This is a genomic window from Cutibacterium sp. KBN10P07758 (assembly GCF_050286205.1).
Lineage (GTDB): Bacteria > Actinomycetota > Actinomycetes > Propionibacteriales > Propionibacteriaceae > Cutibacterium > Cutibacterium acnes.
Genome location: NZ_JBNNQV010000001.1, coordinates 1,184,648 through 1,209,483, shown reverse-complemented (window position 1 = coordinate 1,209,483; position 24,836 = coordinate 1,184,648). Strand labels below are relative to the sequence as shown.

Below are 24,836 nucleotides of genomic sequence, written 5' to 3'. Positions count from 1 at the left end.
GAATCTGTTCGCCATCTGCTGTCGCCCCTGCGCTTAAGGCATCACCCCACTAGACTGACCGAAGTCTCGCCGAGGGAGGCTTAGGTGGCCAGGAATGACATCGGGACGACGTCTACGCGTCGAATAGGCAGCGGACGTACGTCGAGTACCGGCCGTACGGTGGTGTCTTCTGACCGCACACGCAGAGCTATCGCTAAAAGATTGATGGCCCGCACCTCAGCTATGACGACGGCCACTCTAGAGGAAATGGGTCGTCGACACTCCTGGTTCCGTGATCTGTCAGCCGAAGAAAGATCGTGGATCTCGATCGTGGCTCGCTCAGGTATTGACGGCTTCGTCCAGTGGTTTGCTGACGATGACGCCGAGCCCTACTCCCCCACCGACGTCTTCGACGTGGCGCCCCGGTCCATGACCCGCAAGATCTCCTTGCACCAGACAGTCGAGCTCGTCCGCACCACGATCGACGTCGTTGAGGCACAAATTGAGACCGAAATGCCGCGCGGCGATCGCCAAGTGCTGCGCACTGCCATCGTCCACTACTCCCGCGAGGTGGCCTTCGCCGCCGCCGAGGTTTACGCGCGAGCCGCCGAACGTCGCGGTACCTGGGATGAACGTCTGGAATCCCTCGTCGTTGATGCGGTCGTGCGCGCCGACGCCGATGAACAGCTCATCTCGCGAGCTTCCACTCTCGGCTGGCGCCCGGGCATCAATCTCTGCGTCGTCGTCGGACGGGCCCCGACGACCGAGCATGAACTCCACGTGCTGCGACGTGATGGCGAACGCATGCAGATGACGGTGCTAGCCGCCGTACAGTCCGACCGGTTAGTTGTCATTTTGGCCGGTGAGAAACTGGTTGACGATCCAGCAGCCGTAGCCGCAAGCGAAGCTCTCGCAAACCACTTCGCGCCAGGACCAATCGTCGTCGGACCCGTCGTGGCCGACCTCACGCTGGCCCCGGCATCCGCTCGTGCCGCCCTCTCCGGAATACGTGCGGCACGAGCTTGGCCGGAAGGTCCGCAAGTCATGGCAGCCGTCGACTTATTGCCCGAGCAAGTCCTCTCCGGTGATACAGATGCCATTGCGTGGCTCGTCAACGAGGTCTACAGCCCCCTCGCGACAGCCAGTGGAGACCTCATGGACACAACTGTCTCCTTCCTCGATCACGGCTGCTCAGTGGAAGGCACGGGTCGGGCGATGTTCATTCACCCCAACACCGTGCGCTACCGACTTAAACGAATCCAAGACGTCACTGGCTACTCCCCGTCGGATCCTCGAGAAGCCTATGTGCTGCGCCTAGCAATCACTTTGGGGCGGCTGAGGAGCTGACGCCGTGAACCCATCTCGCATCTCGCACTCACCCCATCGAAGGCGAGTCAGCCTTGGGCCACCGAGCACCGTTGTTCCAATAGTCCTGGATCTCCTCAAGCGAGCGACCGGACGTTTCCGGGGCGTACCTCAGCAGGAATAGCAGCGCAACGACGAGGAGCCCACCGTAGACCCCGAATGTTCCTGCCAGCCCGATACCGTCGAGCATCGCAGCTCCCAATTGGGCAGTGATCGCATTCGCGATCAAGTCTGCCGTAAGCACCAGAGATGCACCGAGTGAGCGGTAGCGAGCCGGGAAAATCTCACCCGCGTAAACCCATACGATGGAACCGAAACCGAAAGTAAACCCCATAGTAAAAAGGGACATCTCAACGAGGCCAATAATACCGGCAACAGCACCTTCAAAACCACTCGCCAAATATGTCACGATGAGCACGATAGTCGCTACAATCATCGTAGATATTCCCGTGATAAGAACGAATCGACGCCCTACCTTATCAATAACGAGCATCGAGATGACAACACTTATCAATGATAGGAACTGCACCAAGGATGGCACCAGATAGGTTGTCGCAGTGTCAGTAAATCCCATTCGCGAATAGATTCCAGGCGCATAATAGATTGTTGCATTAATTCCAGTGATCTGGATTGAAAATCCCAGAACGATAGCAAAGATCGTGGCACGAGCCATGCCCCCATGGAACATCTCACGCAACCGCCCCCACACAGATCCAGAGGGCCGAGAAGACAACGAGTTGCGGATCTCATCGAGGCTCGGCTCAACCAATTCAGCAACCTCGATGCGCTCCATGGCACGACGAGCCTCATCTTCACGCCCCTTGAGCATGTACCAGGAGGGGGTTTCCTGGGTGCGAACAAGCATCAGGAGCACAATAAATGCTGGGACGGCTGCGACACCGAGAATCCAACGCCACGTGTCCGTAGGCAGCAGGGAATAACCGACGAGGTACCCCAAGATGATTCCGACGACGCACGTCACTTGATACGCGGTTGCCAGCCCGCCCCGCCGCGACGCCGGAGCGGATTCGGCGATAAACACCGGCACGACGGTAATGGAAAGCCCGATAGTGATACCCAACAGAACCCGCATAGCAAGGAACAGTCCAGCGGACGGGGAGATTGCTGTCAGGATAGCGAAAATAGTATATCCAGCCGCGATAACCAGCATTGACTTCTTACGTCCGATGGCATTCGCCATAGGGCCGCCAAGAATGGCACCTGCTATTTGACCTACCACGGAGGCCGTGTTGATGGCGCTATAGATACCAAAGTCTCGCTGTACAAATTGCAAAGCGGCCGCGGTATTAGAAATATCATAACCATAAGTGATTCCCAGGGCTGCTGCCGTCACCGCAATGAAGACGGCCCGGCTCGTCTGACTATTTCTCGTCGCACCAGCTGACCCGGAATCACCAGGCTTCATCTCTACGCGCGCATGACCATTCGACGCCATAAAACCGCTTTCTCTAAAACTGAATTGCAAACCTCAACCGAGCGCCTATTGCTCGGTCAAGACACTAACGCTACAGCTCACGGCCGTCACTGCGCCTCTCAGCACACCGCATCAGGTCGTTTCCGCCACCGAACTCGCCATCGTGGGAGCTAGGCTCTCATTATGAACGTCATGATCCCCGTTCGTCCGGACGGCTCAGTGGAGCCACGATTCGGTAAGGCGCCTATGGTAGCCGTCGCACAGGTTGACAACGACGGTCACGTCACCGACTGGCACACCTTTAAGGTTGAGTGGGACCGCCTCCATAATGAGGGCACTGAAGGTCGTCACCACGCCCGCATCGTTCGCTTCCTGCGTGAGCACGACGTCGTAGCATGCGTCGCCACCCACGCTGGGATGGGAATGCAGCGCACCCTGGCAGCGATGAAGGTCCCGTTACTGCCGGCCACGTTGCCTCGTGCTAGGGAATCAGTGGAGCACGCCATGATTTCGGCATATGCGGACACCAAGGGCACGGAGGAATCATGAAAGCAGCAATCATCGGAGCCGGGGCCATCGGCGGTTTCTACGGGGCGGCCCTCGCAGATGCCGGGATGGACGTCTCCTTCATCGCCCGTGGCAAAACCCTCATCGCCATCCGCGAGCACGGTCTGCGCCTGGTCGGCAATACGGAGTTGACCCTTGATGTACCCGTCACTGACGACGCAGCCGAGATCGGCCAGGTTGACGTCGTCTTGCTATGTACCAAGACCTTTCAAGTTGCAGAGGCCGCACGCACATACCTGCCCGCGCTTATGGGCCCCCACACCCTGGTCGTAACCACCCAAAATGGCGTCATCGCGCCGCACGAGCTTTCGGCGATTATTGGCCCTGAGCACGTCGCACCAGGGGTATGCCGACAGTGGGTCAAGATCGTGGAGCCAGGTCTGATTATGGACTTGGGCGGCCCTCGAATGTTCGAGGTCTCGACCATTGACGATTCCCCCAATACCCTCGTCAATGAGTTGCGAGAGGCTTGCCGGAAGGGCGGTCTCACCTCTCCCGACGTGGAGAACATCACCACCACTTTGTGGGTCAAGATGTGTTCCGTCGTCCCCCCAAGGAGCCTGTGGTGCAGTACTCGACGTCTCCTTGGGCGACCTCCTTGGTCCCTACCGCGATGTCTTCGCTCGGTGTATCGACGAAACTGTTCAGGTGGCTCGCGCTCACAGCGCCAGGATCGCCGACGACTTCATCGAGAAGAACCTCACATTCCTTGCTGGGCAGGATCCCGCGTCAACAACCTCCTTCCAGCGCGACATCCTTGCTGGACGCCCCAGCGAATACGCTGCTCAGGTAGGAGCTGTCCCCCGATTGGGTGACGAGGTCGGCGTCGATACTCCGATCAATGACGTCATTGCTGCCGTCCTAGGACGACGGGAAGCTCAGAATCGCGCCTGATACGACCCACACATCCGGTTTTTGGAGGATCCCCCCTGTCATTTTGTGGGGATCCCACAATGACCACCGTGGGTACTTCGTCGGTTCCCTGTCTCGCGTCCGACCCTTCAAGGGGGCACAGTGGGGATGTGCTTGCAATTGTTGCTCCCGGCCAAGGGGCCCAGAAACCAGGATTCCTGTCGGATTGGATGTCAGACGCCACTTTCTCTGACCACCTTGCGTGGCTCTCAGCAGTGGCAGATATCGATCTGGTGACCCATGGCACGACTTCCGACGAGGCAACCATCAAGGACACTGCGGTTGCCCAGCCACTGCTGGTCGCCGCCGCGCTGGCCACAGCCTGGTCAGTTGATCCCAAGATTTTCTCTCAGGCCGACCTGCTCGCCGGCCACTCTGTCGGGGAGATTGCCGCTGGCGCTGCTGCTGGGGCTTTCTCTGCCGAAGCCGCCATGGTTCTTGTGCGCGAGCGCGGTCGGGCCATGGCCGAGGCCGCGTCACGCACTGCCACCTCCATGACTGCTGTCATCGGGGGCGATGCCGACGAGGTGCTGACCGCCATTAAAGCCGCTGGGCTCACCCCAGCCAACCACAATGGCAAAGGCCAGATCGTAGCCGCAGGCACCGTCGAACAGCTCGAAGCTTTCGCAGCCGAGCCGCCGTCTCGTACCCGACTCTTCCCGTTGTCGGTCGCGGGGGCCTTCCACACGGCTCATATGGAACCGGCGGTCGATCACCTGCGCGAAGTAGCCGCTGCCATGCCGACCACGATCCCGACGGTGGCCCTGCTGTCCAACCTTGACGGAGCCGTCGTCGCAGATGGTCGCGAATTCGCTGATCGTCTGGTCCAGCAGGTGGCCCATCCGGTGCGATGGGACCTGTGCATGGACACCATGGCTCAGCGCAATATCACCGGACTGCTCGAACTCACGCCCGCCGGAACACTGACAGGCATCGCCAAGCGCAACTTGAAGGGAGTGGAGTTGTTCAACCTCAACACCCCCGATCAGATCCCGGCTGCCCGCGAGTTCATCACGACTCACTCCAGCAAGGAGAATGCATGACGGCCATCAAGACCCGTCCCGTCCACGGCTACTCGAAATTCCTGTCCACCGGATCAGCTCGCGGATCGCGAGTAGTCACCAACAAGGAGATGTGCACGCTCATCGACTCCACCCCAGAGTGGATCGAACAGCGTACCGGCATTACCGAGCGGCGCTGGGCCACCAACTCTGAGACTGTGGCGTCCATGGGCACCACAGCCGCGCGTACCGCCCTAGAGCGATCCGGGCTGGAGGCATCCCAGATCGATGCCATCATCGTGGCGACCGTGTCACATCATCGTCCTTCCCCCAGCTTGGCGGCTTACATCGCCCGGGAGCTCGGCTTGGGTGACGCTGCTGCGTTTGACCTCAACGGCGCATGTGCTGGGTTTTGCTACTCAACCGCTCTGGCTGACTCAATGATCCGCACCGGATCGGCGAATTACGTCCTCGTTATCGGCGTCGAGAAGCTCTCGGAAATGACGAATCTTGACGACCGCTCCACCGCCTTCCTCTTCTCTGACGGGGCTGGTGCCGCAATCATCGGTGCCAGCGATGAGCCGGGGATCGGCCCGGTGGTGTGGGGATCTCGCTCTGATCAGCTCAAAACTATCGAGCTCGAGGACTGGCCGACGGCTAGCGCTGATCCCAACAAGATTCACCCCCTCATTCGCATGGAAGGTCGCGCGGTCTTCAAGTGGGCTATGACTGACGTCGCCAAGCGCGCCGCCGAGGCCATCGCCGAGGCCGGAATCACCCCCGCCGACCTCGATGTCTTCATCCCCCATCAGGCTAACGACCGGATTACCGACGTCGTGTCCCGCCACCTCAAGCTGCCTGAGTCAGTGACGGTGTGTCACGACATCGCGGATATGGGAAACACCTCCGCCGCATCCGTGCCGATCGCTATTGACCGTATGCTTCAGCGTGGACAGGCCCACAGCGGGGACCTCGCCCTCATCATCGGATTCGGAGCCGGGCTGGTCTACGCCGGCCAAGTCATCCGCCTCCCCTGAACCCCACGTTCATCACGAGAAAAACACCCACAGACTTCGGGCGCACAGCCCGAGGATAACGACAAGAAGAGGAACAATCATCATGGCTGACAAAGACCAGATCCTTGCCGACATGGCTGACATCGTCAATGACATCACTGGTGTCGACCAGTCCGAGGTCACCCTTGAGAAGTTCTTCGTTGACGACCTCGACGTCGACTCGCTGTCCATGGTCGAGATCATCTACGCCTGCGACGAGAAGTTCGGCGTTGAGATCCCTGACGAAGAGTCCAAGAACATCAAGACCGTTGGCGACGCCGTCAACTACATCATCGAGCACCAGGGCTGACTTCCACGGCGTCCGGGGCTCGCCGGCCCCGGACTGCGGCCCACATAACCCATCCACCGATACTGGAGAACTCATGAGCGACGTCGTCATCACTGGTTTCGGGACCACCACACCGTTGGGACCCGACGCCCCTAGCACCTGGCAGGGGCTGCTGGAAGGGCGAAACGGGGTACACACCCTCGACTTCGACTGGATTGACGACGTTCCCGTCAAATTCGCCGCACCGGCGGTCGATGATCCGGCCAACCACCTGCCCCGTCCACAGGCTCGCCGTCTAGACCGCTCAAGCCAGCTGGCCCTTGTCGCTGCCAAGGAGGCCTGGGCCGACGCCGGCCTGGAGCTTCCCGAAGCCGACGACAACTCCGGTTCCAACGGCATCGACCCCGAACGCTTGGTGGTGTGCTGCGCTACCGGTATTGGTGGCCTGCACTCTTTGCTCGGCCAGTGGGACATTCAGAAAGACAAGGGCTTCAAACGGGTTAGTCCCTTTACCGTCCCGATGCTAATGGCCAATGCACCGGCGGCCAATATTGGCTTGATGGTGCATGCCAAGGCCGGCGTCCATACCCCCGTTTCGGCTTGCGCTTCATCTTCCGAAGCAATCTCGCTCGGCCTGGATCAGCTTCATCTGGGGCGAGCCGATATTGCCGTCGTCGGCGGCGCCGAGGCCATCATCCATCCGTTGCCGGTGGCCGCTTTCGCCCAAATGAAAGCCTTGTCGACTCGCAACGACGATCCTGAGCACGCTTCACGTCCATGGGACGTTGATCGTGACGGCTTCGTCATCGGCGAGGGAGCGGCGATCATGGTCATTGAGACACTCGAACATGCTCAAGCCCGCGGGGCAAAGATCTACGGCACTCTTGCCGGATCCGGTATTTCGGCTGATTCGCACGATATCGTTCAGCCAGATCCCACTGGTTCCGGCCAGGCATCCGCGATGCACAAGGCTCTTGCATCCGCCGGGCTATCCCCCTCCGACGTCAACCACGTCAACGCCCACGCCACCTCGACCCCACTCGGTGACACTGCGGAGGCCCACTCCATCGCCGCGGTCCTAGAGAAAGCCACTGACCAGGTGCTTGTCAACGGCACCAAGTCGATGACGGGACACCTGTTAGGTGGAGCTGGGGCTTTGGAATCCTTCGCAGCGGTGATGGCCCTACTGAAGCGTCAGGTGCCTGGCACCATCAACGTCGAACACCTCGAAGAGGGCTTGGAAATCAACGTCGTCACCGAGACGACCGACCTACCCGACGGTGATCTGGCTGCTCTTAATAACTCTTTCGGGTTCGGAGGGCACAACGTCACCTTGGCGTTCACTAACACCAACGCCACTCGCTGACATCCATGGGATGAGGGGGCTGGTCATCGTGATCAGCCCCCTCTCATGGTTCCTCGTCCTTGGACTCCCGACCGAGCAGCCCCTGTTACCCGGCAGACAGCCACGGCACCTGCAGCGACGGGTCACAGGCTCGATATGGTTCCAGCTCAACGTCCCACGGCTCGCCCAGCAAGTCGCAAATCTCATCGTCGAGACGTAGCCCAGTGCGACGTGCAGCGGTAATCGCCGAACGTAACCTCATCTCATCAACGAGAACCGAGCCGGCCTCATCGATGGGCGCGGAAAAAATACCCAGATCGGGAGTGACGCTCCAGCGATGCGGGGCAGCCCCTGTTTCGACGGTCAGCTCGACCCGCACCCGCTGCCAGGCGGCAAGCGTGGAAATGAACGTGCGGGCATCAACGACGTCACCACACCACGCCGATTCTGCTCTCCAAGTACCCGGTTCTACTGGTTGGCTGGTCCACCGCAGCGGCGCGGGCATGACAAACGCGGCATCGGCTGCCCATTCAATATGGCTGCGCAATGCCGTCGAAGCCGAGTGAATAAAGAGAGTTCCACTGGCCAGCTGTGTCGTTTCCACGGTCGTCCTCCCGGTACCACGTGCCTTCCCCTGCAGTGGTGCGGTACGGACTTATCGATAACGATAGACGACTGAACTTACGGACGCCATGTCCGTGCCGGATCGCGAGCGCCGAAGATGTCAGTGCCGATACGTACCTGGGTGGAACCATGAGCAATGGCGATCTCCAGATCCCCTGACATTCCCATGGACAATTCGGACCAGTCGCTAGTATCGCCCGCCTCCTGGCGCAGCTTCTCTTGAGTTGCGACAACGAGGTCAAAACAGTCGGCCACGGCCCGCTGGTCAGAACTATTGAGGGCCACCGTCATGAGCCCGCGCACATCGAGAGAATCAAAGGCGGCCAGTTCACGGGCGAAGTCGACAGCTTCCTCGGGAGCGATCCCAGATTTTTGAGGCTCAGCCGAGGAATTCACCTGGACCAATACCCGTAGTTGACGTCCTTCCTTTTGTAACCTCTTGTCGAGTTCATGGGCAATCTTGAGCGAATCGAGGGCTTGAAACTCGGTGGCGAAGCGGGCCACGTATTTGGCCTTGTTGGTCTGCAAGCCGCCGATGATGGACCATTCCAGCCCGGGGTGATTGGCATCCATGAGTTCAGATTTCGCGAGTGCATCTTGCACCTTGTTTTCGCCGAAAAGCCGGTAGCCAGCCCGATACGCCTCATCGACCATGCTGGGAGGCTTGGTTTTGGAGACTGGTAGCAACGACACCTCGCCGGGATTTCGATCACAAGCTCGGCAGGCATCATCAATGCGGGTACGCACCGCCGCTAGGTTGTCAGCCATACTCATGGGAAACTCCTTACAAGACGCCAACGAATCTACTCTGGAGGCAAGGGATTAGGGCCAACGGGCGCATAAACTGATGACGGAGGCCGCCGTCAGCACCACGAGAGCTAAGGCGACGCCAACGTACTTGTCAGTCACTTCCCCGAAAACCTTCTCATATCCCACCGATTGGGCGATGGACTTATAGACGTCTGACAACTGACCTAAGGACTCTGCGGAGAACTTCTCGCCTCCGGAGGCCTTCGCTATCGCCGCCAACTCATAGTGGTTAACAGGAACAGGCTGACGCTGGCCACCTTCGACGACATACCCGCCCGCGGTGCCGTAAGCGATGGTGTACACCGGCACATGCTGACGTCCGGCTTCCTTGGCTGCTTCAAGAGAAGGACGGCCAACATTCGTTGCACCGTCAGAAAGGAGCACGATCGCCGCTGGTGGCTTCTGTCCGGGATGTTTCGGATCGTCCGGAACCAGTTTGAGAGCGTTGAGGGAGGAATAAATCCCCTCGCCGATCGCGGTAGATGGCAGCACCTGGAGGTTCGTGATCGCAGTCGATACGGCGGCACGATCGGTCGTGGGGGGTACCACGACCTGAGCAGATGCTGCGAACTTCACCAAGGAGACATTGAACCGTGGCGGCAAATCCCCCAGGAAATCCTTCGCAGCAGTCTTAGCAGCGGAAAGTCGAGAGGGTTCAACGTCCGTCGCCACCATTGAGCGCGACACGTCAATAGCAACAACGACAGTCGCTCGATCTCTCGGTACCTCGTGGTAGGCCTTTGGCTGGGCGAATGCCAACACTATGATGGCCATCGAGAGTACTGACAACCCCATCGCCAGATGCTGCTTCCACGGCCGCGAGCTAGGCAACAACCGCTTCAACTCATTCCGACCCTGGTGCGGCTGGCGACGCCACATCACCACTACAAGGTAAACAGCGAGGAAGACTACCGGCACCACGAGCCACCACAGTCGTCCAGGGCGTCCAAAAGCAATCAGGGTCATCATGGCCATCTCACCGCCACTGACAAGGTGGCCAGCCCAGAGACGACGGCAAAGCAGAAGGCGTAGAAAGCCCACGTTGCCGTCACTTCCTTTCTTACCGGCTCGTAACCCACCGACGAGTGCACCTGCTGATAAACCTCCTGGAGCTTGTCCGCCGAGTCGGCGGTCCACGATTTAGCGTGAGTACGGTCGGCGACAGTAGATAAGAGTTTGGTATCGGGTGCAACTCTCTCTCGCTGCCCGTTAAGGTCGACATACCCGGTCTCGGTACCAAAGGCGATGGTGTACACCGGGACTTTGGCCGCGGCAGCTCGGTTGGCCGCCACCAGGGGAGAACCGCCTTGGGTATTATCCCCATCACTGAGCATGACAATGGCGGCCGGAGCCGGATTTTTAGACCCCCCGGGAGCCATCTTGACGGCTTCAAGAGACTTATCGATGGCGCCACCCAGCGCAGTGCCATCCTGCAGCTCGATCCCGTCAACAGCACGTAACACGGTAGGCCGGTCGGTCGACGGTGGCATCCGAATCTCCGGATGCTCGGAAATGCTCACCACTGCGACATTGAATCCGGTCGGAAGACTATTGATGAAATCCTTGGCCTTGGCCTTGGCCGCGGCGAGACGAGTGGGGGAAACGTCGTCAGCTTTCATCGACAAAGATGAGTCGATGGCAACAACGATAGTGGCGCGGTTGCGCGGCACCTGTTCGATACCCATCGGCCGAGCCCATGCAACAGTGGTAGTTGCCACGCATAGCAAAGCAGCAGCAACGGCGATGTGCCTCTTCCACTGCGGCTGCTTACTCATCACCGCGCCAAGGATGGCGGTATTGGTAAATCTCATCGCCGTAGATCGGCTGCGATGCGACGCCCAGATGTAGAAGACCAGCAGCACCGGGACGAGCAGCAACAGCCAGGGCACCCACGGCGACTTGACCTCAGGTAGGCCGAGAAAGAGCGGCGTCACTTGGTCACCCCCTGAGGCGGCTGATGCAAGATTGCAGCAGTGCGCCGGTATCCGAGGACGAAGCGTGCGATATCGGTAACCCAGTCGGAGTCGGTGCGCAGCTGTAGGTGTCCTGCCCCCGCACGTCGGATAGCCGCCGAGATACGCTCGCGCTGGGCGCGGGAGGCAGCGTTCATCCGCTCGCGGGTGGCCTTGTCAGCGGTATTGACATAGTGGGCGAAAGACGTTTCTGGGTCTCGGACCATGACGTCACCCACGTCGGGAAAGTCCAGCTCAGCAGCGTCAACAACTTCGATGCACAGCACCTGGTTTCGCACCGACAACCGACGTAGGGACCGTTCCCACTCCGGGCGATCATTGGGATTCAGAACATCGTCACCGGGAGAAAGGAAGTCAGAAACGACGACCTTCATACCGCGACGCCTCCCCGAGGCAGCGAGATTTTCGATGCCTTTGGCCAGAGTCACCTGTCCGGGAGCGTTGTCGGCGACGATCGGCTCAGTCAGCATCGAGCGCAGCAGTCCATAAAGGGCTGTTCGCCCGGACCGGGCCGGCAAACGACGCACCGAATCGGGGCGCATAATGACCCCGCCAAACCGGTCCCCCATTCGCTGGGAGAGAAAACCGATGGTCGCAATAGCGGCGATACCCAAGTCACGTTTCGTCATGGACACCGTGCCCCAGTTCATGGAACCGGTCACGTCGAGAAGTGCCCATACCTCGAGTTCACGGTCGACAATGGTCTCACGTACGTGGGGGACGGTGGTACGGGCTGTAACGGCCCAATCCATCATGCGCACATCGTCTTGACCGGGTTCGTAGGGACGGGCGTCGTTAACGTCGGCTCCAGTCCCGGGCAGCAGACCCAAGTGGTCACCGTGGAGGAATCCCTCCAATCGGCGCACGATCGTGAGTTCCAAGCGACGCAGCGCGGCCTCGGGGGCAAGCTGGTTAAGCGGCAGAGTCGCCCCAGTAGGTGGACTCACCAGCGTCTGCGCCACTGACGGTGCCTGCGGATCGCGAAATGTTGGTCGCGCCATAACGGACGCCTCAGAGCTGGGCGGGCGGGGTCGTCGGAGCAGGGTATTGGCCCAGATCGTTAGGGTAATTGTGCTGAGCAGTCTGACGCTGCTCCTCGTTCCACACCGGGGTTGGCGGCGGCACCATGGCGACAACCCTCTCAATAACGTCGGAAGCGGACACATTGTCAGCAATAGCGTCAAAGCTGAGCACCAAGCGGTGAGCCATAACATCAACAGCCACAGCCTGGACGTCGGTCGGAAGGACGTAATCGCGACCGTGGACCAGTGCCAAGGCTCGAGCCGCTGCGACTAGACCGAGGGTAGCTCGAGGGGAGCAACCAATTTGAATGACGTTGGCGAGGTCAGACATCCCGAAATCACCAGGATTACGGGTAGCCAGGACCAGACGCACGACGTACTCGGCGACCAGGTTGTGTACGAAGACGTCGGAGGCCATATCCTGCAGGGCGACGACAGCCTCAGGTGTCAACACTTGCTGAGGCTGGGGAGCCTTGACGCTCATCCGGCGTAAAATCTCAAATTCCTCATTTCCACGTGGGTATGGAACGTCGATCTTGAGCAAGAAGCGGTCGCGCTGAGCCTCGGGAAGCGGGTAGACACCCTCAGACTCCACCGGGTTCTGGGTAGCGATGACGCTAAATGGGTGAGGTGCGGGGAAAGTCTGCCCGGCGATCGATACCTGCCTTTCAGCCATGAGTTCGAGCATGGCCGACTGCACCTTTGCGGGAGCTCGGTTAATTTCATCGGCCAGCACGAAGTTCACGAAGACTGGACCGAGCTCGATATCGAAGGTTTCCTTCGATGCCGAGTAGATGCGGGTGCCGACGATGTCGGAAGGAACGAGGTCCGGGGTGAACTGGACGCGTGCGAAACTGCCGCCCAAAACGGTCGCAAAGGAGCGTACGGCAAGGGTCTTAGCGACGCCTGGAACACCCTCAAGAAGGATGTGGCCCTTGGCAAGCACCCCGACCATGAGCTGCTCGACCATGCGCTCCTGGCCAACGATGACCCGTTGTACTTGCCCGATGGCTTGACCGATGAGACGAGCTGCCTCGTCGTTCGACATCGGGGCATCCTGGTTCCCCTTACCGATGTCCTGACCATCCGAGTAGTGCTGGGTGCTCACTGACGTCTCCTGCCTGGCTTGCGCAAGACCCGCGACGGGCCCGCACTCACGATACCGTGACAGTGCCACAGCCCAAGAACGACGAAGAACCAGTGCCAGTAAGCACCCGTCGTTCGCGGGTCGTGGCCCAAATGTGGTGAGATGATAGACGATGTCGAGTAATCCATGGCCTCCTGAGGCACTACCCCTGCAACCGTCTGACCCGCCGCGGGTCGACGAGTTTTGGCTCGACGCCCGTCTCCTAACGATGCCATCAGGCACAGTGTTTTCCGCCCATGATGACGACGGTCAGGGTGTCCTCGTTATTGTGTTATCTCATGGCGCTGCCAGTGATCCCGCCTCATGGGACCGGCTTGCAGGGGAGGTCAACCATCTCCATTCCGACACTGTTATTGCCCGCGGTGGCGCCGGACAGAGCACAGGTCGCCTCAGTGGGCTGTACCGCCCCGGCACTGGTCCCGAAAACGGTGGTCCGTCGTTGGCCCCGTGGGTCGCCCTGGTCAATGATGGCTCACGTGCTGCAGTGGCAGAGGCACGCCGGATCCTCGACGCCGTCGACATGTCGGCTCTGTCGGGAACCCCGGTAGCTGGCCCAAGTTTCCGTTTGCACTGGATCGACGACACCGCCGCGGGCCGGGTTCATACGTGGCCGTTGCCGTGGCCAGGTCGTCGCGATAAGGCTGGTTGGTCAACCACCGTGATCGCCTGGTTACTGACCCTCTTCATCGCCTTGACAGGTCTGCTCATCGCAGTGCTGCTATTCCAAAATGTGCCGCCATCTCCCCCGCCTCCCCCGGTTCCGACGTCTGCATCGTCGAATCGTTCGGCACATAGCTCCTCAAGTCCCACCCCGAGTCGAAGTTCGGGACAGAGCGCATCGCCGTCTCACAGCAGCAAATCGCCGAGTCCCTCAAAGGGGCAGACCCCCTCACCGACTAGTACGTCCCCCTCGACAGGTCGTAGTGGGTCTCCTACGCCGTCGAATAATCCGTCGACGTCACCATCGCGCACCCCATCAATGCAGTCACCAGGTGCAGGCACCGGCACCTCGTCAGGTACCCCGACTGGACGAGGAAGGCTGTAATGATTGCGCTCATTGCCACTGATTTGGACGGCACTTTCCTGGGCGCCGACAAGCTGCCCAGTGCCGAAAACACCGAGGCCATGTTCGCTGCTGCAGATGCCGGCGTACACGTCGTCTTCGCCACCGGACGTCCCTACCGCTGGCTGACGGTCCTCGACCCATTCCGCCCGATCCACCCAACACTGTTGGCTTCCAACGGAGCGGTGAGCGTCAATGCCGCTACCGGAAAGGTTCTGCACGACCTATACATGACCCCGCAGACGGTCGCCGGCATTGTCTGTGACGTCCGCCAAGCACTCCCGCACGCCCTGTTTTGTACCGAGGAGGCCACCCAGTGGTTCTCCGAAGAAGGGTTCGACCGCTGGCAGATCAGCGGCCCGCCGGACGGTGAGGGCCAGATCGAGAGTTTCTTGGGAGATGATCACCGCATCGTCAAGCTGCTAGTGCGAACCTTTGGCTTTCCCAGCGACGAGTTGTTCCAGATCGTCAAACCTATCGTCGGGGACCGTGGCACAGTATCTCTTTCCGCAACAATGACGGATGGTCTGGTAGAGATCGCCGGACGGGGGGTCTCCAAAGGTTCAGCGTTGAAGCAGGTCTGCGATGATCTAGGCATCGATCCGGCCGACGCTGCCGCCTTCGGCGACATGCCAAACGACCTCACGATGCTGGAAACGGTCGGACACCCCTACATCGTGTCAGGTGCTCACCCGGTACTGCGCGACCGTGGATTCGCCATAATCGGCAACCACGACGAGTCGGCGGTGGGACGGAAGGTACGGGCTTTACTGGATTGAGTCGCGCGTCAACCCCAGACCCGCCTCACCGTCCTCCCCGGTCGTCATTACCCCCCCACCGACGAGGCTAGCGGTCGCCTTAACTTTGTCTGGAGGGCAGGGTATTGAAGACGACCTGGAAGGCAACCGGATCGTAGGTAAACCCGAGGCGGTCATCCCCGCCATCACTGGGCTCACCGCGGAAGGTAGATCCTGCAAGCTGCTGTGGCAACGACTCGACGTTGTGCCTGTCTGCACAGCGAGCTTCGGCGGCCGGGACGGTCAAGACCAGCCAACGTGGCTAGACCGTAAGACACTCGTGTGTGTTCGACGGGACGAGGCCAATATTTATTGACATAACAAGCCAGAAATGCGGCACTAGAACGAATATCACCGGCGATGTCGACCCATTCTCGAGGTAGGTCTAGAATGTTGTAATTAAGGGTGAATAGGAACAGGCCAGCCAATTTAAGCTGGGGCGCGTAAGGTGCCGATGAGAGTAACAGGGCAAGCACCTAGGACAGGCCTACACGTAACGTCGTTAATGCCTTTAAGATTGGCCCCCGCATGCGAATGCGAGTACTGCGAGGCCACGAGCCAGGTGTAGAACTGTGGTCCTGTGCCATTAAATGGCACGCCATCGGGACTATGCGGAGCGGCTACGTCGCCGGGGTGATCGGGAGTGATTCCCGAGTAGCCCGCGAGGTACTGGCCATCATGGTCATCGGTAGCGCAGTCGCGGCGGCCGCGACGACAGCGAGGACCGACCTGCGTAGCTTGGTAGATCTCAGGAATGCCACTCCTTATCGATAAATAACCTGGCCCCTATGCCAAGGTAACAATCACGCTACTGGGATAATGGTGCAGCCCCTGCAGCATCTCAACGCACAGTTTCTCGCTTGACGACAGGTCCATATACGTCATTTACCTGATACTTGAGCATCCGACTGAATGATTCCTTTCATCATGTGAATGAATGACCACCTACAGCACATTCATTCCGGGCTCGACGGACGATTTCACACTTCGACGCCACGGAACCCATAACCGCAGTGGCGGGCGCTAGCCAAGGACTACCCGGGTAAATTGCAGGATCGTATGAAGTGGGGCGTGCGGGGCTCGAACCCGCGACCCAGGGATTATGAGTCCCCTGCTCTGACCGGCTGAGCTAACGCCCCGAGACAAGTAGCTACCTTACCGGGTAAAACGTCCGCGAGCACCTTGCGTTGCTGACCCTGACGTCTGACCACCGAACGGCCCCGGTGGTTGACAGCCTCGCGGTAGCACTTCTGGGTGACGTCGTGGTGGCTGGAAGCCTCAAGCATGGCCATCCTCGTTATCGTGATGATGTTTGCCTTTGTTCGCCCCACGTGGCCTGCCAGAAGCCACCACTGCAGTGACCGGTATGCCTGATCGGAGCTATCAGCTGGACGGAAGTTGGCCATCAGATCGCGACTATGGAGCCAACCGCTATCTTTCCCGCGGCTGTGCTAGCCCTGCCAGAGCTGGCAAGATGAAAGGGGTGTTCCAATGCCGGTGAGCTCCGACCCCACCTTTACGCCATCGCCCACCTGGCCAATACTGCCTCCCTGTTACTGCCAGTCTCCAATCTCACCAAGTTGCTGACGGTAGCGGCGGTGACCAAAACTCACCTTCGAACGATTTCACTGCCATCATGGCTATACCCTGACTGCTGTCAATCAACAGTCTACCCGCAGTATTGGTACTGATCCCCATCGTTTTCCCTCCGGGTTGGGTGGCAGTTTTGACCATGCTTATCGGAGTCAATATCGGGCCGAACCTCAGCTGTGCTGGATTATTAGCGACTTTGTTATGGCGTCGCATCATCGAAGCACATCACCGGCCGGCCCGGCAGGTTTACTCGCCTCGGCGTACTCACGGTCCACGCAAACATCCTCATCTCGGTATGCACGATATGAGCAATGAGCGGGTTTCGGACTGAGACTGCGGTTAATCTGAGGTATCGTCAAGATGCCCCGGTGCCCACGTGATGCGAATGACGCACCCGGGCAATAACTGCACCGATGATTCCCGCCGCCAGCCAACCCAAACCCACAATGCGGGTCATCTCCTCAGTCTTTGCCAGAGCAACCAGGAGAGTAAGCGCACCAAGAATCGGGACAATGAGGTGACGCACCCAGTTGTGTGATCTTTCCTTGACGATGCACTGGACGATGACGTCAGCATGCAACAAGACATAACTAGACAGGGCCCCGAACGTCACCAGAGTCGTCATAGTTTCAACGTGAGAGTCAAAGGTGATAGCCAGGATCGCGGTAACGGTCGCTACGACGATGATGGCCACCCACGGGACGCCTTTGGAGTTGGTACGCGAGAGCGCCGGAGGCATGACCTTGTCACGAGCCATTGCGAAGATCAGCCGGGCCGTCGAGGAATGCGCGACCACAAGACAGGCAAAGATAGCGACAAAGGCGTTGACGACAATGAAGACCGGAATAAACCATGCTGGGCAGACGGTGTCAACGGCGTGATAGAAGGCCCGGTCAGTCGCCCCACCGGGGGCGAAATGAGTGGCATCGGAAACCAATCCGGCAGCCATCACCTGAATCCCGAACAAGACGGCGAGCAGACCAACAAGGGACAGGGTGGCTATGCCGACGGCACGGCCCCCACCACGGGCTTCCTCGTTCAGGGTGGCAACGGCGTCAAACCCCAGGTAACTCAGCGCCGCAATAGAGACGGCGGAAGCTACCGAAGTCCATGATGTTCCCGAACGCCACAACGCGTGCCAGCTCCAGACAACGCCTCCGCCAGCCAACCCAAGTCCGACGCACACCAGGAAGAAGGCGATCGTTGCGAGCTGGATGGTCAACAGCACGATGCCCACCCGTGTCGTGACAGTCATGCCCTGCAAATTGAGTGCCATAGAAGCGAACACAAAGACAAGGGAGAAAATCCCCATGGGGACGCTGGGCCAAATGTGGGACAGTGCGACCGCCGAGAGCACCGTGAGCAGTGCGGGCATAAGGATGTAGTCGAGCAGGATGAGCCATCCGGCTATGAATCCTGGGGTACGTCCCAAAGAGAAACGGGTGTACCCGTAAACCGATCCCGCTACCGGAAAGCGCAATGCCATTTCGCGGTAGCTGATAGCTGATAGCCCCATAACGGCTGCTGCTACCAGATATACCAACACCGGCACGCCTCCGGAACGGTTAACCACCAGCCCAAAGACGGCCACCGGGGCCATCGGGACGAAGAAGAGCAGCCCATAGACCAATAACGAGCCAAAGGGTAGCTGACGGTTGAGGCTGGGCTGGTAGCCCAGGTCCTTCAACTGGGAGTCAGGGGCGAGGGTTGTGCTCACTGAGTCTCTCCAAGGTTCCGGGCCGTCTGCTGGACGGCTTCGGGGTCTTTACCTATGCCAGCGGGAATGACTCCGACCAACGGAGCTCCGGCGGCATCCTCGATTTCTTCGAGGTTGCACCTCTCGGCAAGGTCGGGCCGGTCCGGCCACGAGCCGATGACGATAGCGTCGACCTGATGCCCCCGATCGCGGATGGCATTACAAGTCAAACCAGTGTGGTTGAGGGTACCGAGCACTGAGCGAGTGACGACGATGACGTGGGGCTCGTGCCCACGCCGGGTAAGAGCATCCATAAGGTCAAGGACTCCAGACCCGTCATTGTCCAAACCAACGAGGATGCCGCCTGCTCCTTCGACGAGGGTGGCGTCATGGCCGTCGGAGTCGACGAGGATGCGGGTTGCGACTTCCTCGATCGAGGGAATGGTCATACCAGCTCGGGCAGCCGACGTGGTCGGGGCCAGCGGTTCGGGGCAGCGCACATACTCCAGCACGTTGTCGGCGTCAATGCTGGCGAGCCGTCCAGCGTCGTGAACGTCGCCAGGCTCATCGTGATCCAGACCGGTCTGGTACGGCTTGATGATGGTGACATCTTTGCCAGATTGCTTGAGTGCTGAGGCGATGACCGCAGTAGTGACTGTCTTGCCGACGTCGGTGTCAGTTCCCGTAACGATGACAATTCCGTTGAGATCGGTAATGTTCATGATTCCTTCCGATAATCGGTACTGTCCTGAGCAGCATCAAGTTGATCTATGACAACGGCACGCATCCCAGCGGCCATGGCCTCCAGATCATCGTTGGTACAGATATAGGGCGGCATGGCGTAGACGAGATCACGGAAGGGTCGAAGCCACACCCCGTTCTCGACGGTCGTGCGAGTCGCCCGTCGCATGACAATCGGGGTGTCGACCTGGACCGCGGCGATAGCTCCGAAGACGCGGACGTCGATGACCCCGGGCACATTGCGCAGTGACGCTAGCTCCCTGGACATCACATCGGCGATGCGGGTGACGTCGTCGTTCCACTGTCCCTGGGAGATGATCGCTAGGCTCGCTGCAGCGACGGCACTGGCCAAAGGGTTTCCCATGAAAGTGGGGCCGTGCATAAGGGATCCGCCTGGGCCTCGGCTGACCTCACTGGCCAGCTCGTCGGAACACAGCACGGCCGACTGGGTCAGGTATCCGCCAGTCATGGATTTCCCAACCACCATGATGTCAGGAACGATATCGGCCCACTCGCATGCGAAAAGTTTGCCAGTCCGCCCAAATCCAGTAGCGACCTCGTCGGCGATAAGAACTAGGTCAAGTTCATCAGCACGACGGCGCAGGTGCTTCAGACAGGACGGAGACCACGGCCACATGCCTCCGGCTCCTTGCAAGATGGGCTCGACAATGATCCCGGCCAGGTCGTCGCGGTGGGTGTCCAGGATTTCATCGGCCTCGCTGCACCACGTCTCCACGTCGGCCTCGTCGGCGGCGAAAGAAGGAGGGCGCGGCAGGAAGATCTGCTGGGGAATAGAGTCGCTGAACATGGCGTGCATGCCACCGATAGGGTCGCACACGCTCATAGCACCGAGAGTGTCACCGTGATAGGCGCCTCGCAGAGCGGCAACGCGTGTCCTCGTCAAAGTGCCGCCGCGCGCTGCGGTGCGAGCGATTTGCACCTGACGAGCCAATTTGAGACTCACCTCGACGCCGACAGACCCGGAATCAGCCAGGAAGATCCGGTCGAGGGGCCCCGGGGCCAGGCGCACTAGGGACATGACGGCGTCAACCGCGGCCTTATGGGTGAGTCCGCCAAACATGACATGACTGAACTGGGAGCTTTGACGGTTGAGGGCCTCGTCGAGGACCGGGTTTCGGTAACCGTGAATCTGGCACCACCACGAGGCCATCGCATCGATGACCTCGTGGTGGTGTTCCCCATCATGCAGCTGCAGCCGGACTCCGTTGGCAGCCGTCACTGCAAGCATTGGGTCTGCCCCGATCGTCGGTGCGTAGGGGTGCCAGACATGACGTCGGTCATATTCGAGAAGCTGCTGTTCAGGACTCACAGCGAGGAATGCTAGCCGCCGTCCTTGAACAGTGTTCAGGAGGGGTCGTCATGAGCCCTTGCGGTAACTGTCAGACTTCCTCAGACACCTGGCGCAACCAGGTGCGGTGTACCCGGTCGTCGTCAGTCTCTTCAGGGTGGAATGACAGGGCGAGGACGTTCCTCTGCCTCACGCCGACGATGGCCCCGCTTACGTTGCCTGCCTCGTCAGGCAGCTGAGCAATGACCTCGACACCGGGTCCCACCCGGGTAATGACGGGAGCCCGGATGAAGGTAGCCGAGACCCCATCCCCAACCCCGTCGATGTCGAGGGTCCCCTCAAAGGAATCCAACTGGGACCCGAAGGCGTTGCGACGCACAGTAACGTCGAGCAAGCTGAGGGTGTGTTGGCCTTTTGCCGCGTCCTCCAGATCAGTAGCTAGCACGACGAGCCCAGCACAGGTGGCCAGCACCGGAAGGCCTCTGCGCACGGCATCTTTAAGCGGTTCCGCCAAGCTGAACGACCTCATGAGCTTGTCAATAACGGTCGACTCTCCGCCTGGTAAGACAATCCCGTCGAGACCCTGAAGATCAGCGCTCCGACGAACCCGACGAGTATTGGCCCCCAGCGACTCGAGAACCTCAATGTGCTCGGCGAACCCGCCCTGCAGGGCCACCACCCCGACAAGCGGGGCCATCTCACCAACCTCGCTCAGCCAGACGGTGCGGGGCTGGTACATCAGCGACATTGATGCCGACCATGGCCTCGCCCAAACCACGAGAAACCTCGGCAATTGTGTCGGGATCATCGTAGGCGGTCGTTGCCTTGACGATAGCCGCGGCCCGAGCGGCCGGGTTACCGGACTTGAAGATGCCCGAACCCACGAAGACGCCCTGGGCCCCCATCTGCATAACCAGGGCGGCATCGGCGGGAGTGGCCACTCCCCCAGCGACAAAAAGCACCACCGGCAGCTCTCCCGTGCGAGCTACCTCGGCAACGAGGTCGTAAGGAGCCTGCAGCTCTTTGGCCGCAACATAGAGCTCGTCGGGAGACATGCTGCTCAACCGCGCCATTTCAGCACGGATGGTACGCAAGTGACGGACGGCCTCGGAAACATCTCCGGTGCCCGCCTCTCCCTTAGATCGGATCATCGCAGCGCCCTCGGTGATGCGGCGCAGAGCCTCACCCAGGTTCGTCGCCCCACACACGAAGGGGACGCCAAAGGCCCACTTATCGATGTGATTGGCGTAGTCAGCCGGGCTAAGCACTTCCGACTCATCGATAAAGTCCACCCTGAGGGACTCGAGCACTTGAGCCTCGACGAAGTGGCCGATCCTGGCCTTGGCCATCACAGGGATGGAGACAGCCTCGATGATGCCCTCGATAAGGTCGGGGTCGCTCATCCTTGCCACGCCACCCTGAGCTCGGATATCGGCAGGGACTCTTTCCAGGGCCATAACGGCACAAGCTCCGGCATCCTCGGCGATCTTCGCCTGCTCGGGGGTGACGACGTCCATGATGACGCCACCCTTGAGCATGTCGGCCAGTCCACGCTTGACTCGTGTCGTTCCAGTGCTATTCGTTGCAGGGATGTGTTCACTCATGGACCCCATGAAATCCACGATTGTGGTTCATGACAAGATCCATATATGACCACTTTCGTTAGACCACTTTTCGGTCCACCGTCATGAGACCAGACCTCGTCGTCGACCTGCCGCTACACCTGCCTGACGATCCGCGACCGTTACCGGTCCGGATCTGCGAAGAAGTGCGTGGACTCATTATGGACGGCGTACTCGCTCCCGGGGATCACCTACCAAGCACCCGAGTCCTGTCAGCACAACTCAGGGTGTCACGGGGAACCGTCGTCGCCTCTTACGAACAGCTTGAAGCGGAGGGCTATCTCGTGGCCGCCGCCGGCTCAGGGACCCAGATCAATCCCGACCTGCGTGGCCTTCACCGTCGCTCTGCCACCACGGCATCGGTCCCCCGACCTCAACGCCATCGGGGAATCGACCTCACCCCTGGAGTCCCGGACACCGCTGGACTGGCGAACTCGGCATGGCGCTCGGCTTGGCATCGAAGTTGCGTCAACCCGTCCCGTATCACCGACCCGCTGGGCTCACCGCACCTGCGCCACGAAATTGCCGAACATCTGCGTCAGATGCGCAGCCTACTGGCCGATCCGCGTCAGGTCGTCGTCACTGGAGGCGCCCGAGCAGGGCTGGCAGAGCTCATCCAGGTGCTGTGTGATGGGTCCCGCCGCCTGACGATCGGTGTGGAAAGCCCGGGATACCCCAGCCTGAGGAGGGTACCGACGGCCCTCGGGCATCGGATCGTCGGGCTGCCGACCGACGACCAAGGTCTGGACCCTGCCAGCCTCCCCACCGGACGTGATAGGAAGCGCCTAGACGCTGTGCTCATCACCCCGAGCCACCAGTACCCGTGGGGCGGGTCACTGTCAGCAAGCCGCCGAGCAGCCGTCATCGAGTGGGCGGAGATGGCCTCATGCTGGATTGTCGAAGACGACTTCGATTCTGAACTGCGTCATGTAGGCGCGCCTCTGCCCGCCCTGGCCTCCCTAGACGAAGAGCACACCATCCTGTTAGGAACCTTCTCCTCCGTGCTCACCCCAGCGCTCGGGTGTGGCTATCTTGTCGTACCTCCTGATCTCGTCCATTCCTTCGCTCGGCAGCGTCGAGCTACCGGCCAACCCGTTCCAGCCATCGTCCAAGAAGCCGTGGCGGATTACCTCTCCACTGGAGCGCTGCGCCGGCGCACCCAACGAATGCGTCAGGTCTACCGACGTCGACGCCGCACCGTCATCGACACCTTGGGATCGTTACCGGGGACAACCCTGCAACCGATCGACGGCGGGCTGCACGCTGTCCTGGTATTTGATGGGTCCGAGGATGACGTCGTCCAGCGATGTCGGCAGGAGGGAGTCGGCGTCACACCATTGTCAGCATACTGGGGATCTAGCGACGCCGGAGTGGCAGGGATCGTCCTAGGTTTCGGCAGCCACGACGACGCGACCCTTGCTTCCGCGCTGAAGATCATCGCCGGTGTCGTAACCACGCATGGCCGCTTATCGTCGTAACAGGGTCATGCCATGGCCGGCACCCCAAACGATGCCGGTCATATACCTCACGAATATGTCCTCAATCGAGGAGGCCTTCGAAGAGAGCGGTCGACAGGTAGCGCTCACCAGTGTCAGCGATAACGACGACGATCGTCTTTCCCGCAAACTCTGGACGAGCGACTACCTGACCGGCAGCTTGCAGGGCCCCGCCACCGGAGATACCCGTGATAATGCCCTCTTCTGCGGCAGCGCGACGGGCGAAGGCGATGGCCTCATCACCGGGAACCAGCAGGATCCCGTCAACGACGGACTTGTCGAGGTTATCCGGGACAAAGCCCGGGCCCCAGCCCTGGATCTTGTGCGGAGCCTTGTCACCTTTAGTAATGACGGGGGACTCGGCGGGCTCGGCACCGAAGATCTTGATCTCGGGATCCTTCTCCTTGAGGTACTTGCCAGCGCCAGAGATGGTGCCACCGGTACCGATACCGGCGACGATGGCGTCGACCTCACCCTCGGTATCGTTCCAGATCTCCTCACCAGTGCAATCATGATGGATCGCAGGATTAGCGGGGTTATCGAACTGGCTGGCCAGGATGGCACCGGGGGTATTCTCGACGATCTCGGCAGCCTTGCTGTTGGCTCCTGGCACGCCGTCAGCGCCTGGGGTGAGCACCAGCTCGGCACCCAGCAGACGAATGATGGCGCGGCGCTCCTTCGACATTGTCTCAGGCATAGTGATGATGACCTTGTAACCGCGAGCCGCACCAACCAGAGCCAGACCGACACCTGTATTACCGGACGTGGCTTCAACAATCGTGCCTCCCGGATTGAGCTGGCCGGAAGCCTCAGCCGCGTCAACGATCGACGTAGCGATACGGTCCTTGACGCTCGAGGCCGGGTTATAGAACTCGAGCTTGGCCAATACGGTGGCCTGGGAGTCCGGGAACAGTTTATTGATCTTGACCAGCGGGGTATTGCCGATGAGCTCGGTAACGTCGTTAGCGATCTTCGCCATGGTGATAAGTCCTTTC

26 protein-coding genes, 1 tRNA gene and 1 pseudogene are annotated in these 24,836 nt (G+C 60.1%); 13 read left to right on the top strand and 15 right to left on the bottom strand.

The window, feature by feature from the left end; genetic code table 11:
- Nucleotides 1–204: 204 nt before the first annotated feature.
- Complete coding sequence (locus ACOYO3_RS05975; RefSeq protein ID WP_002525627.1) at nt 205–1,326, top strand: PucR family transcriptional regulator; 1,122 nt, start codon at nt 205–207, stop codon at nt 1,324–1,326.
- 28 nt (nt 1,327–1,354) lie between these two features.
- Here ACOYO3_RS05975 and ACOYO3_RS05970 read toward each other — a convergent pair whose 3' ends face one another.
- On the bottom strand, nt 1,355–2,800 hold the full coding sequence (locus tag ACOYO3_RS05970; protein WP_002525004.1) for a sugar porter family MFS transporter: 1,446 nt from the start codon (nt 2,798–2,800) through the stop codon (nt 1,355–1,357).
- A gap of 162 nt (nt 2,801–2,962) precedes the next feature.
- On the opposite strand from ACOYO3_RS05970, the gene ACOYO3_RS05965 reads away from it, so the two are divergent.
- The 6 genes and pseudogenes from ACOYO3_RS05965 (at nt 2,963) to ACOYO3_RS05940 (ending at nt 7,969) form a co-directional block, all read left to right on the top strand.
- The gene (locus ACOYO3_RS05965; RefSeq protein ID WP_002517707.1) at nt 2,963–3,328 is read left to right on the top strand and encodes a NifB/NifX family molybdenum-iron cluster-binding protein; all 366 of its coding nucleotides are present in this window, start codon (nt 2,963–2,965) and stop codon (nt 3,326–3,328) included.
- Nucleotides 3,325–4,240, top strand: a pseudogene (locus ACOYO3_RS05960) (2-dehydropantoate 2-reductase). Before ACOYO3_RS05965 ends, ACOYO3_RS05960 begins: the two are co-directional and overlap by 4 nt.
- 188 nt (nt 4,241–4,428) lie before the next feature.
- Nucleotides 4,429–5,301, top strand: a complete 873-nt coding sequence (locus ACOYO3_RS05955; RefSeq protein ID WP_002519019.1) for an ACP S-malonyltransferase — start codon at nt 4,429–4,431, stop codon at nt 5,299–5,301.
- On the top strand, nt 5,298–6,296 hold the full coding sequence (locus ACOYO3_RS05950; protein WP_002515642.1) for a beta-ketoacyl-ACP synthase III: 999 nt from the start codon (nt 5,298–5,300) through the stop codon (nt 6,294–6,296). Before ACOYO3_RS05955 ends, ACOYO3_RS05950 begins: the two co-directional genes overlap by 4 nt.
- Nucleotides 6,297–6,378: 82 nt before the next feature.
- Nucleotides 6,379–6,624 carry an acyl carrier protein gene (locus ACOYO3_RS05945; RefSeq protein ID WP_002517752.1) on the top strand — a complete coding sequence of 82 codons (246 nt, stop codon included), beginning with the start codon at nt 6,379–6,381 and terminating at the stop codon, nt 6,622–6,624.
- A gap of 73 nt (nt 6,625–6,697) precedes the next feature.
- Nucleotides 6,698–7,969: a beta-ketoacyl-[acyl-carrier-protein] synthase family protein gene (locus tag ACOYO3_RS05940; protein ID WP_002515524.1), complete on the top strand. Its 1,272-nt coding sequence runs from the start codon at nt 6,698–6,700 to the stop codon at nt 7,967–7,969.
- Nucleotides 7,970–8,054: 85 nt separating this feature from the next.
- Here ACOYO3_RS05940 and ACOYO3_RS05935 read toward each other — a convergent pair whose 3' ends face one another.
- The 6 genes from ACOYO3_RS05935 to ACOYO3_RS05910 all read right to left on the bottom strand — a co-directional run bounded on the left by ACOYO3_RS05935 (nt 8,055) and on the right by ACOYO3_RS05910 (nt 13,554).
- Entirely contained in the window at nt 8,055–8,552 is a 498-nt protein-coding gene (locus ACOYO3_RS05935) for a DUF3145 family protein (protein ID WP_002515458.1), read from the bottom strand.
- 77 nt (nt 8,553–8,629) lie between these two features.
- Nucleotides 8,630–9,346 (bottom strand): YggS family pyridoxal phosphate-dependent enzyme, encoded by a 717-nt coding sequence (locus ACOYO3_RS05930; RefSeq protein WP_002515636.1) that lies wholly within the window; start codon nt 9,344–9,346, stop codon nt 8,630–8,632.
- Between the two features lie 48 nt (nt 9,347–9,394).
- Complete coding sequence (locus tag ACOYO3_RS05925; protein WP_002517699.1) at nt 9,395–10,357, bottom strand: VWA domain-containing protein; 963 nt, start codon at nt 10,355–10,357, stop codon at nt 9,395–9,397.
- Nucleotides 10,348–11,316 (bottom strand): VWA domain-containing protein, encoded by a 969-nt coding sequence (locus ACOYO3_RS05920; RefSeq protein WP_002515503.1) that lies wholly within the window; start codon nt 11,314–11,316, stop codon nt 10,348–10,350. The genes ACOYO3_RS05925 and ACOYO3_RS05920 overlap by 10 nt, the downstream gene beginning before the upstream one ends.
- On the bottom strand, nt 11,313–12,317 hold the full coding sequence (locus ACOYO3_RS05915; RefSeq protein WP_002525007.1) for a DUF58 domain-containing protein: 1,005 nt from the start codon (nt 12,315–12,317) through the stop codon (nt 11,313–11,315). The genes ACOYO3_RS05920 and ACOYO3_RS05915 overlap by 4 nt, the downstream gene beginning before the upstream one ends.
- Before the next feature lie 49 nt (nt 12,318–12,366).
- Nucleotides 12,367–13,554, bottom strand: a complete 1,188-nt coding sequence (locus tag ACOYO3_RS05910) for an AAA family ATPase (protein WP_002519023.1) — start codon at nt 13,552–13,554, stop codon at nt 12,367–12,369.
- Between the two features lie 82 nt (nt 13,555–13,636).
- On the opposite strand from ACOYO3_RS05910, the gene ACOYO3_RS05905 reads away from it, so the two are divergent.
- Nucleotides 13,637–14,569 carry a hypothetical protein gene (locus tag ACOYO3_RS05905; protein WP_002519024.1) on the top strand — a complete coding sequence of 311 codons (933 nt, stop codon included), beginning with the start codon at nt 13,637–13,639 and terminating at the stop codon, nt 14,567–14,569.
- Nucleotides 14,569–15,366, top strand: coding sequence for an HAD hydrolase family protein (locus tag ACOYO3_RS05900; protein ID WP_002515449.1), 798 nt, complete (start codon nt 14,569–14,571; stop codon nt 15,364–15,366). The genes ACOYO3_RS05905 and ACOYO3_RS05900 overlap by 1 nt, the downstream gene beginning before the upstream one ends.
- Nucleotides 15,367–15,445: 79 nt before the next feature.
- Here the strand turns inward: ACOYO3_RS05900 and ACOYO3_RS05895 are convergent, their stop codons facing one another.
- Nucleotides 15,446–15,631 (bottom strand): hypothetical protein, encoded by a 186-nt coding sequence (locus ACOYO3_RS05895; protein WP_002519025.1) that lies wholly within the window; start codon nt 15,629–15,631, stop codon nt 15,446–15,448.
- Nucleotides 15,632–15,912: 281 nt separating this feature from the next.
- On the opposite strand from ACOYO3_RS05895, the gene ACOYO3_RS05890 reads away from it, so the two are divergent.
- Entirely contained in the window at nt 15,913–16,158 is a 246-nt protein-coding gene (locus ACOYO3_RS05890; protein ID WP_008599484.1) for a hypothetical protein, read from the top strand.
- Nucleotides 16,159–16,449: 291 nt separating this feature from the next.
- Here ACOYO3_RS05890 and ACOYO3_RS05885 read toward each other — a convergent pair.
- Nucleotides 16,450–16,523, bottom strand: a tRNA-Ile gene (locus tag ACOYO3_RS05885).
- Nucleotides 16,524–16,741: 218 nt separating this feature from the next.
- Between ACOYO3_RS05885 and ACOYO3_RS05880 the strand changes: the two genes are divergently transcribed.
- Both ACOYO3_RS05880 and ACOYO3_RS05875 read left to right on the top strand, forming a co-directional pair.
- Nucleotides 16,742–16,885, top strand: a complete 144-nt coding sequence (locus tag ACOYO3_RS05880) for a hypothetical protein (protein WP_002524242.1) — start codon at nt 16,742–16,744, stop codon at nt 16,883–16,885.
- Nucleotides 16,886–17,116: 231 nt separating this feature from the next.
- A complete protein-coding gene (locus ACOYO3_RS05875; RefSeq protein ID WP_002515668.1) occupies nt 17,117–17,308 on the top strand; it encodes a hypothetical protein in 192 nt (63 codons plus the stop codon).
- Nucleotides 17,309–17,332: 24 nt separating this feature from the next.
- Here the strand turns inward: ACOYO3_RS05875 and ACOYO3_RS05870 are convergent, their stop codons facing one another.
- The 5 genes from ACOYO3_RS05870 to pdxS form a co-directional block, all read right to left on the bottom strand.
- Nucleotides 17,333–18,694, bottom strand: coding sequence for an APC family permease (locus ACOYO3_RS05870; RefSeq protein ID WP_427305805.1), 1,362 nt, complete (start codon nt 18,692–18,694; stop codon nt 17,333–17,335).
- A complete protein-coding gene (gene bioD / locus ACOYO3_RS05865) occupies nt 18,691–19,395 on the bottom strand; it encodes a dethiobiotin synthase (RefSeq protein ID WP_002515672.1) in 705 nt (234 codons plus the stop codon). Before bioD ends, ACOYO3_RS05870 begins: the two co-directional genes overlap by 4 nt.
- Complete coding sequence (gene bioA / locus ACOYO3_RS05860; protein WP_014172492.1) at nt 19,392–20,744, bottom strand: adenosylmethionine--8-amino-7-oxononanoate transaminase; 1,353 nt, start codon at nt 20,742–20,744, stop codon at nt 19,392–19,394. The genes bioD and bioA overlap by 4 nt, the downstream gene beginning before the upstream one ends.
- Nucleotides 20,745–20,814: 70 nt before the next feature.
- On the bottom strand, nt 20,815–21,462 hold the full coding sequence (gene pdxT / locus ACOYO3_RS05855; protein ID WP_002519029.1) for a pyridoxal 5'-phosphate synthase glutaminase subunit PdxT: 648 nt from the start codon (nt 21,460–21,462) through the stop codon (nt 20,815–20,817).
- Complete coding sequence (gene pdxS, locus ACOYO3_RS05850) at nt 21,422–22,261, bottom strand: pyridoxal 5'-phosphate synthase lyase subunit PdxS (protein WP_002519030.1); 840 nt, start codon at nt 22,259–22,261, stop codon at nt 21,422–21,424. Before pdxS ends, pdxT begins: the two co-directional genes overlap by 41 nt.
- Nucleotides 22,262–22,410: 149 nt before the next feature.
- On the opposite strand from pdxS, the gene ACOYO3_RS05845 reads away from it, so the two are divergent.
- Complete coding sequence (locus ACOYO3_RS05845) at nt 22,411–23,823, top strand: PLP-dependent aminotransferase family protein (protein WP_002515681.1); 1,413 nt, start codon at nt 22,411–22,413, stop codon at nt 23,821–23,823.
- A 61-nt stretch (nt 23,824–23,884) separates the two neighbouring features.
- On the opposite strand, the gene cysK is transcribed toward ACOYO3_RS05845, so the two are convergent.
- Complete coding sequence (gene cysK / locus ACOYO3_RS05840) at nt 23,885–24,820, bottom strand: cysteine synthase A (protein ID WP_002515499.1); 936 nt, start codon at nt 24,818–24,820, stop codon at nt 23,885–23,887.
- Nucleotides 24,821–24,836: the final 16 nt, after the last annotated feature.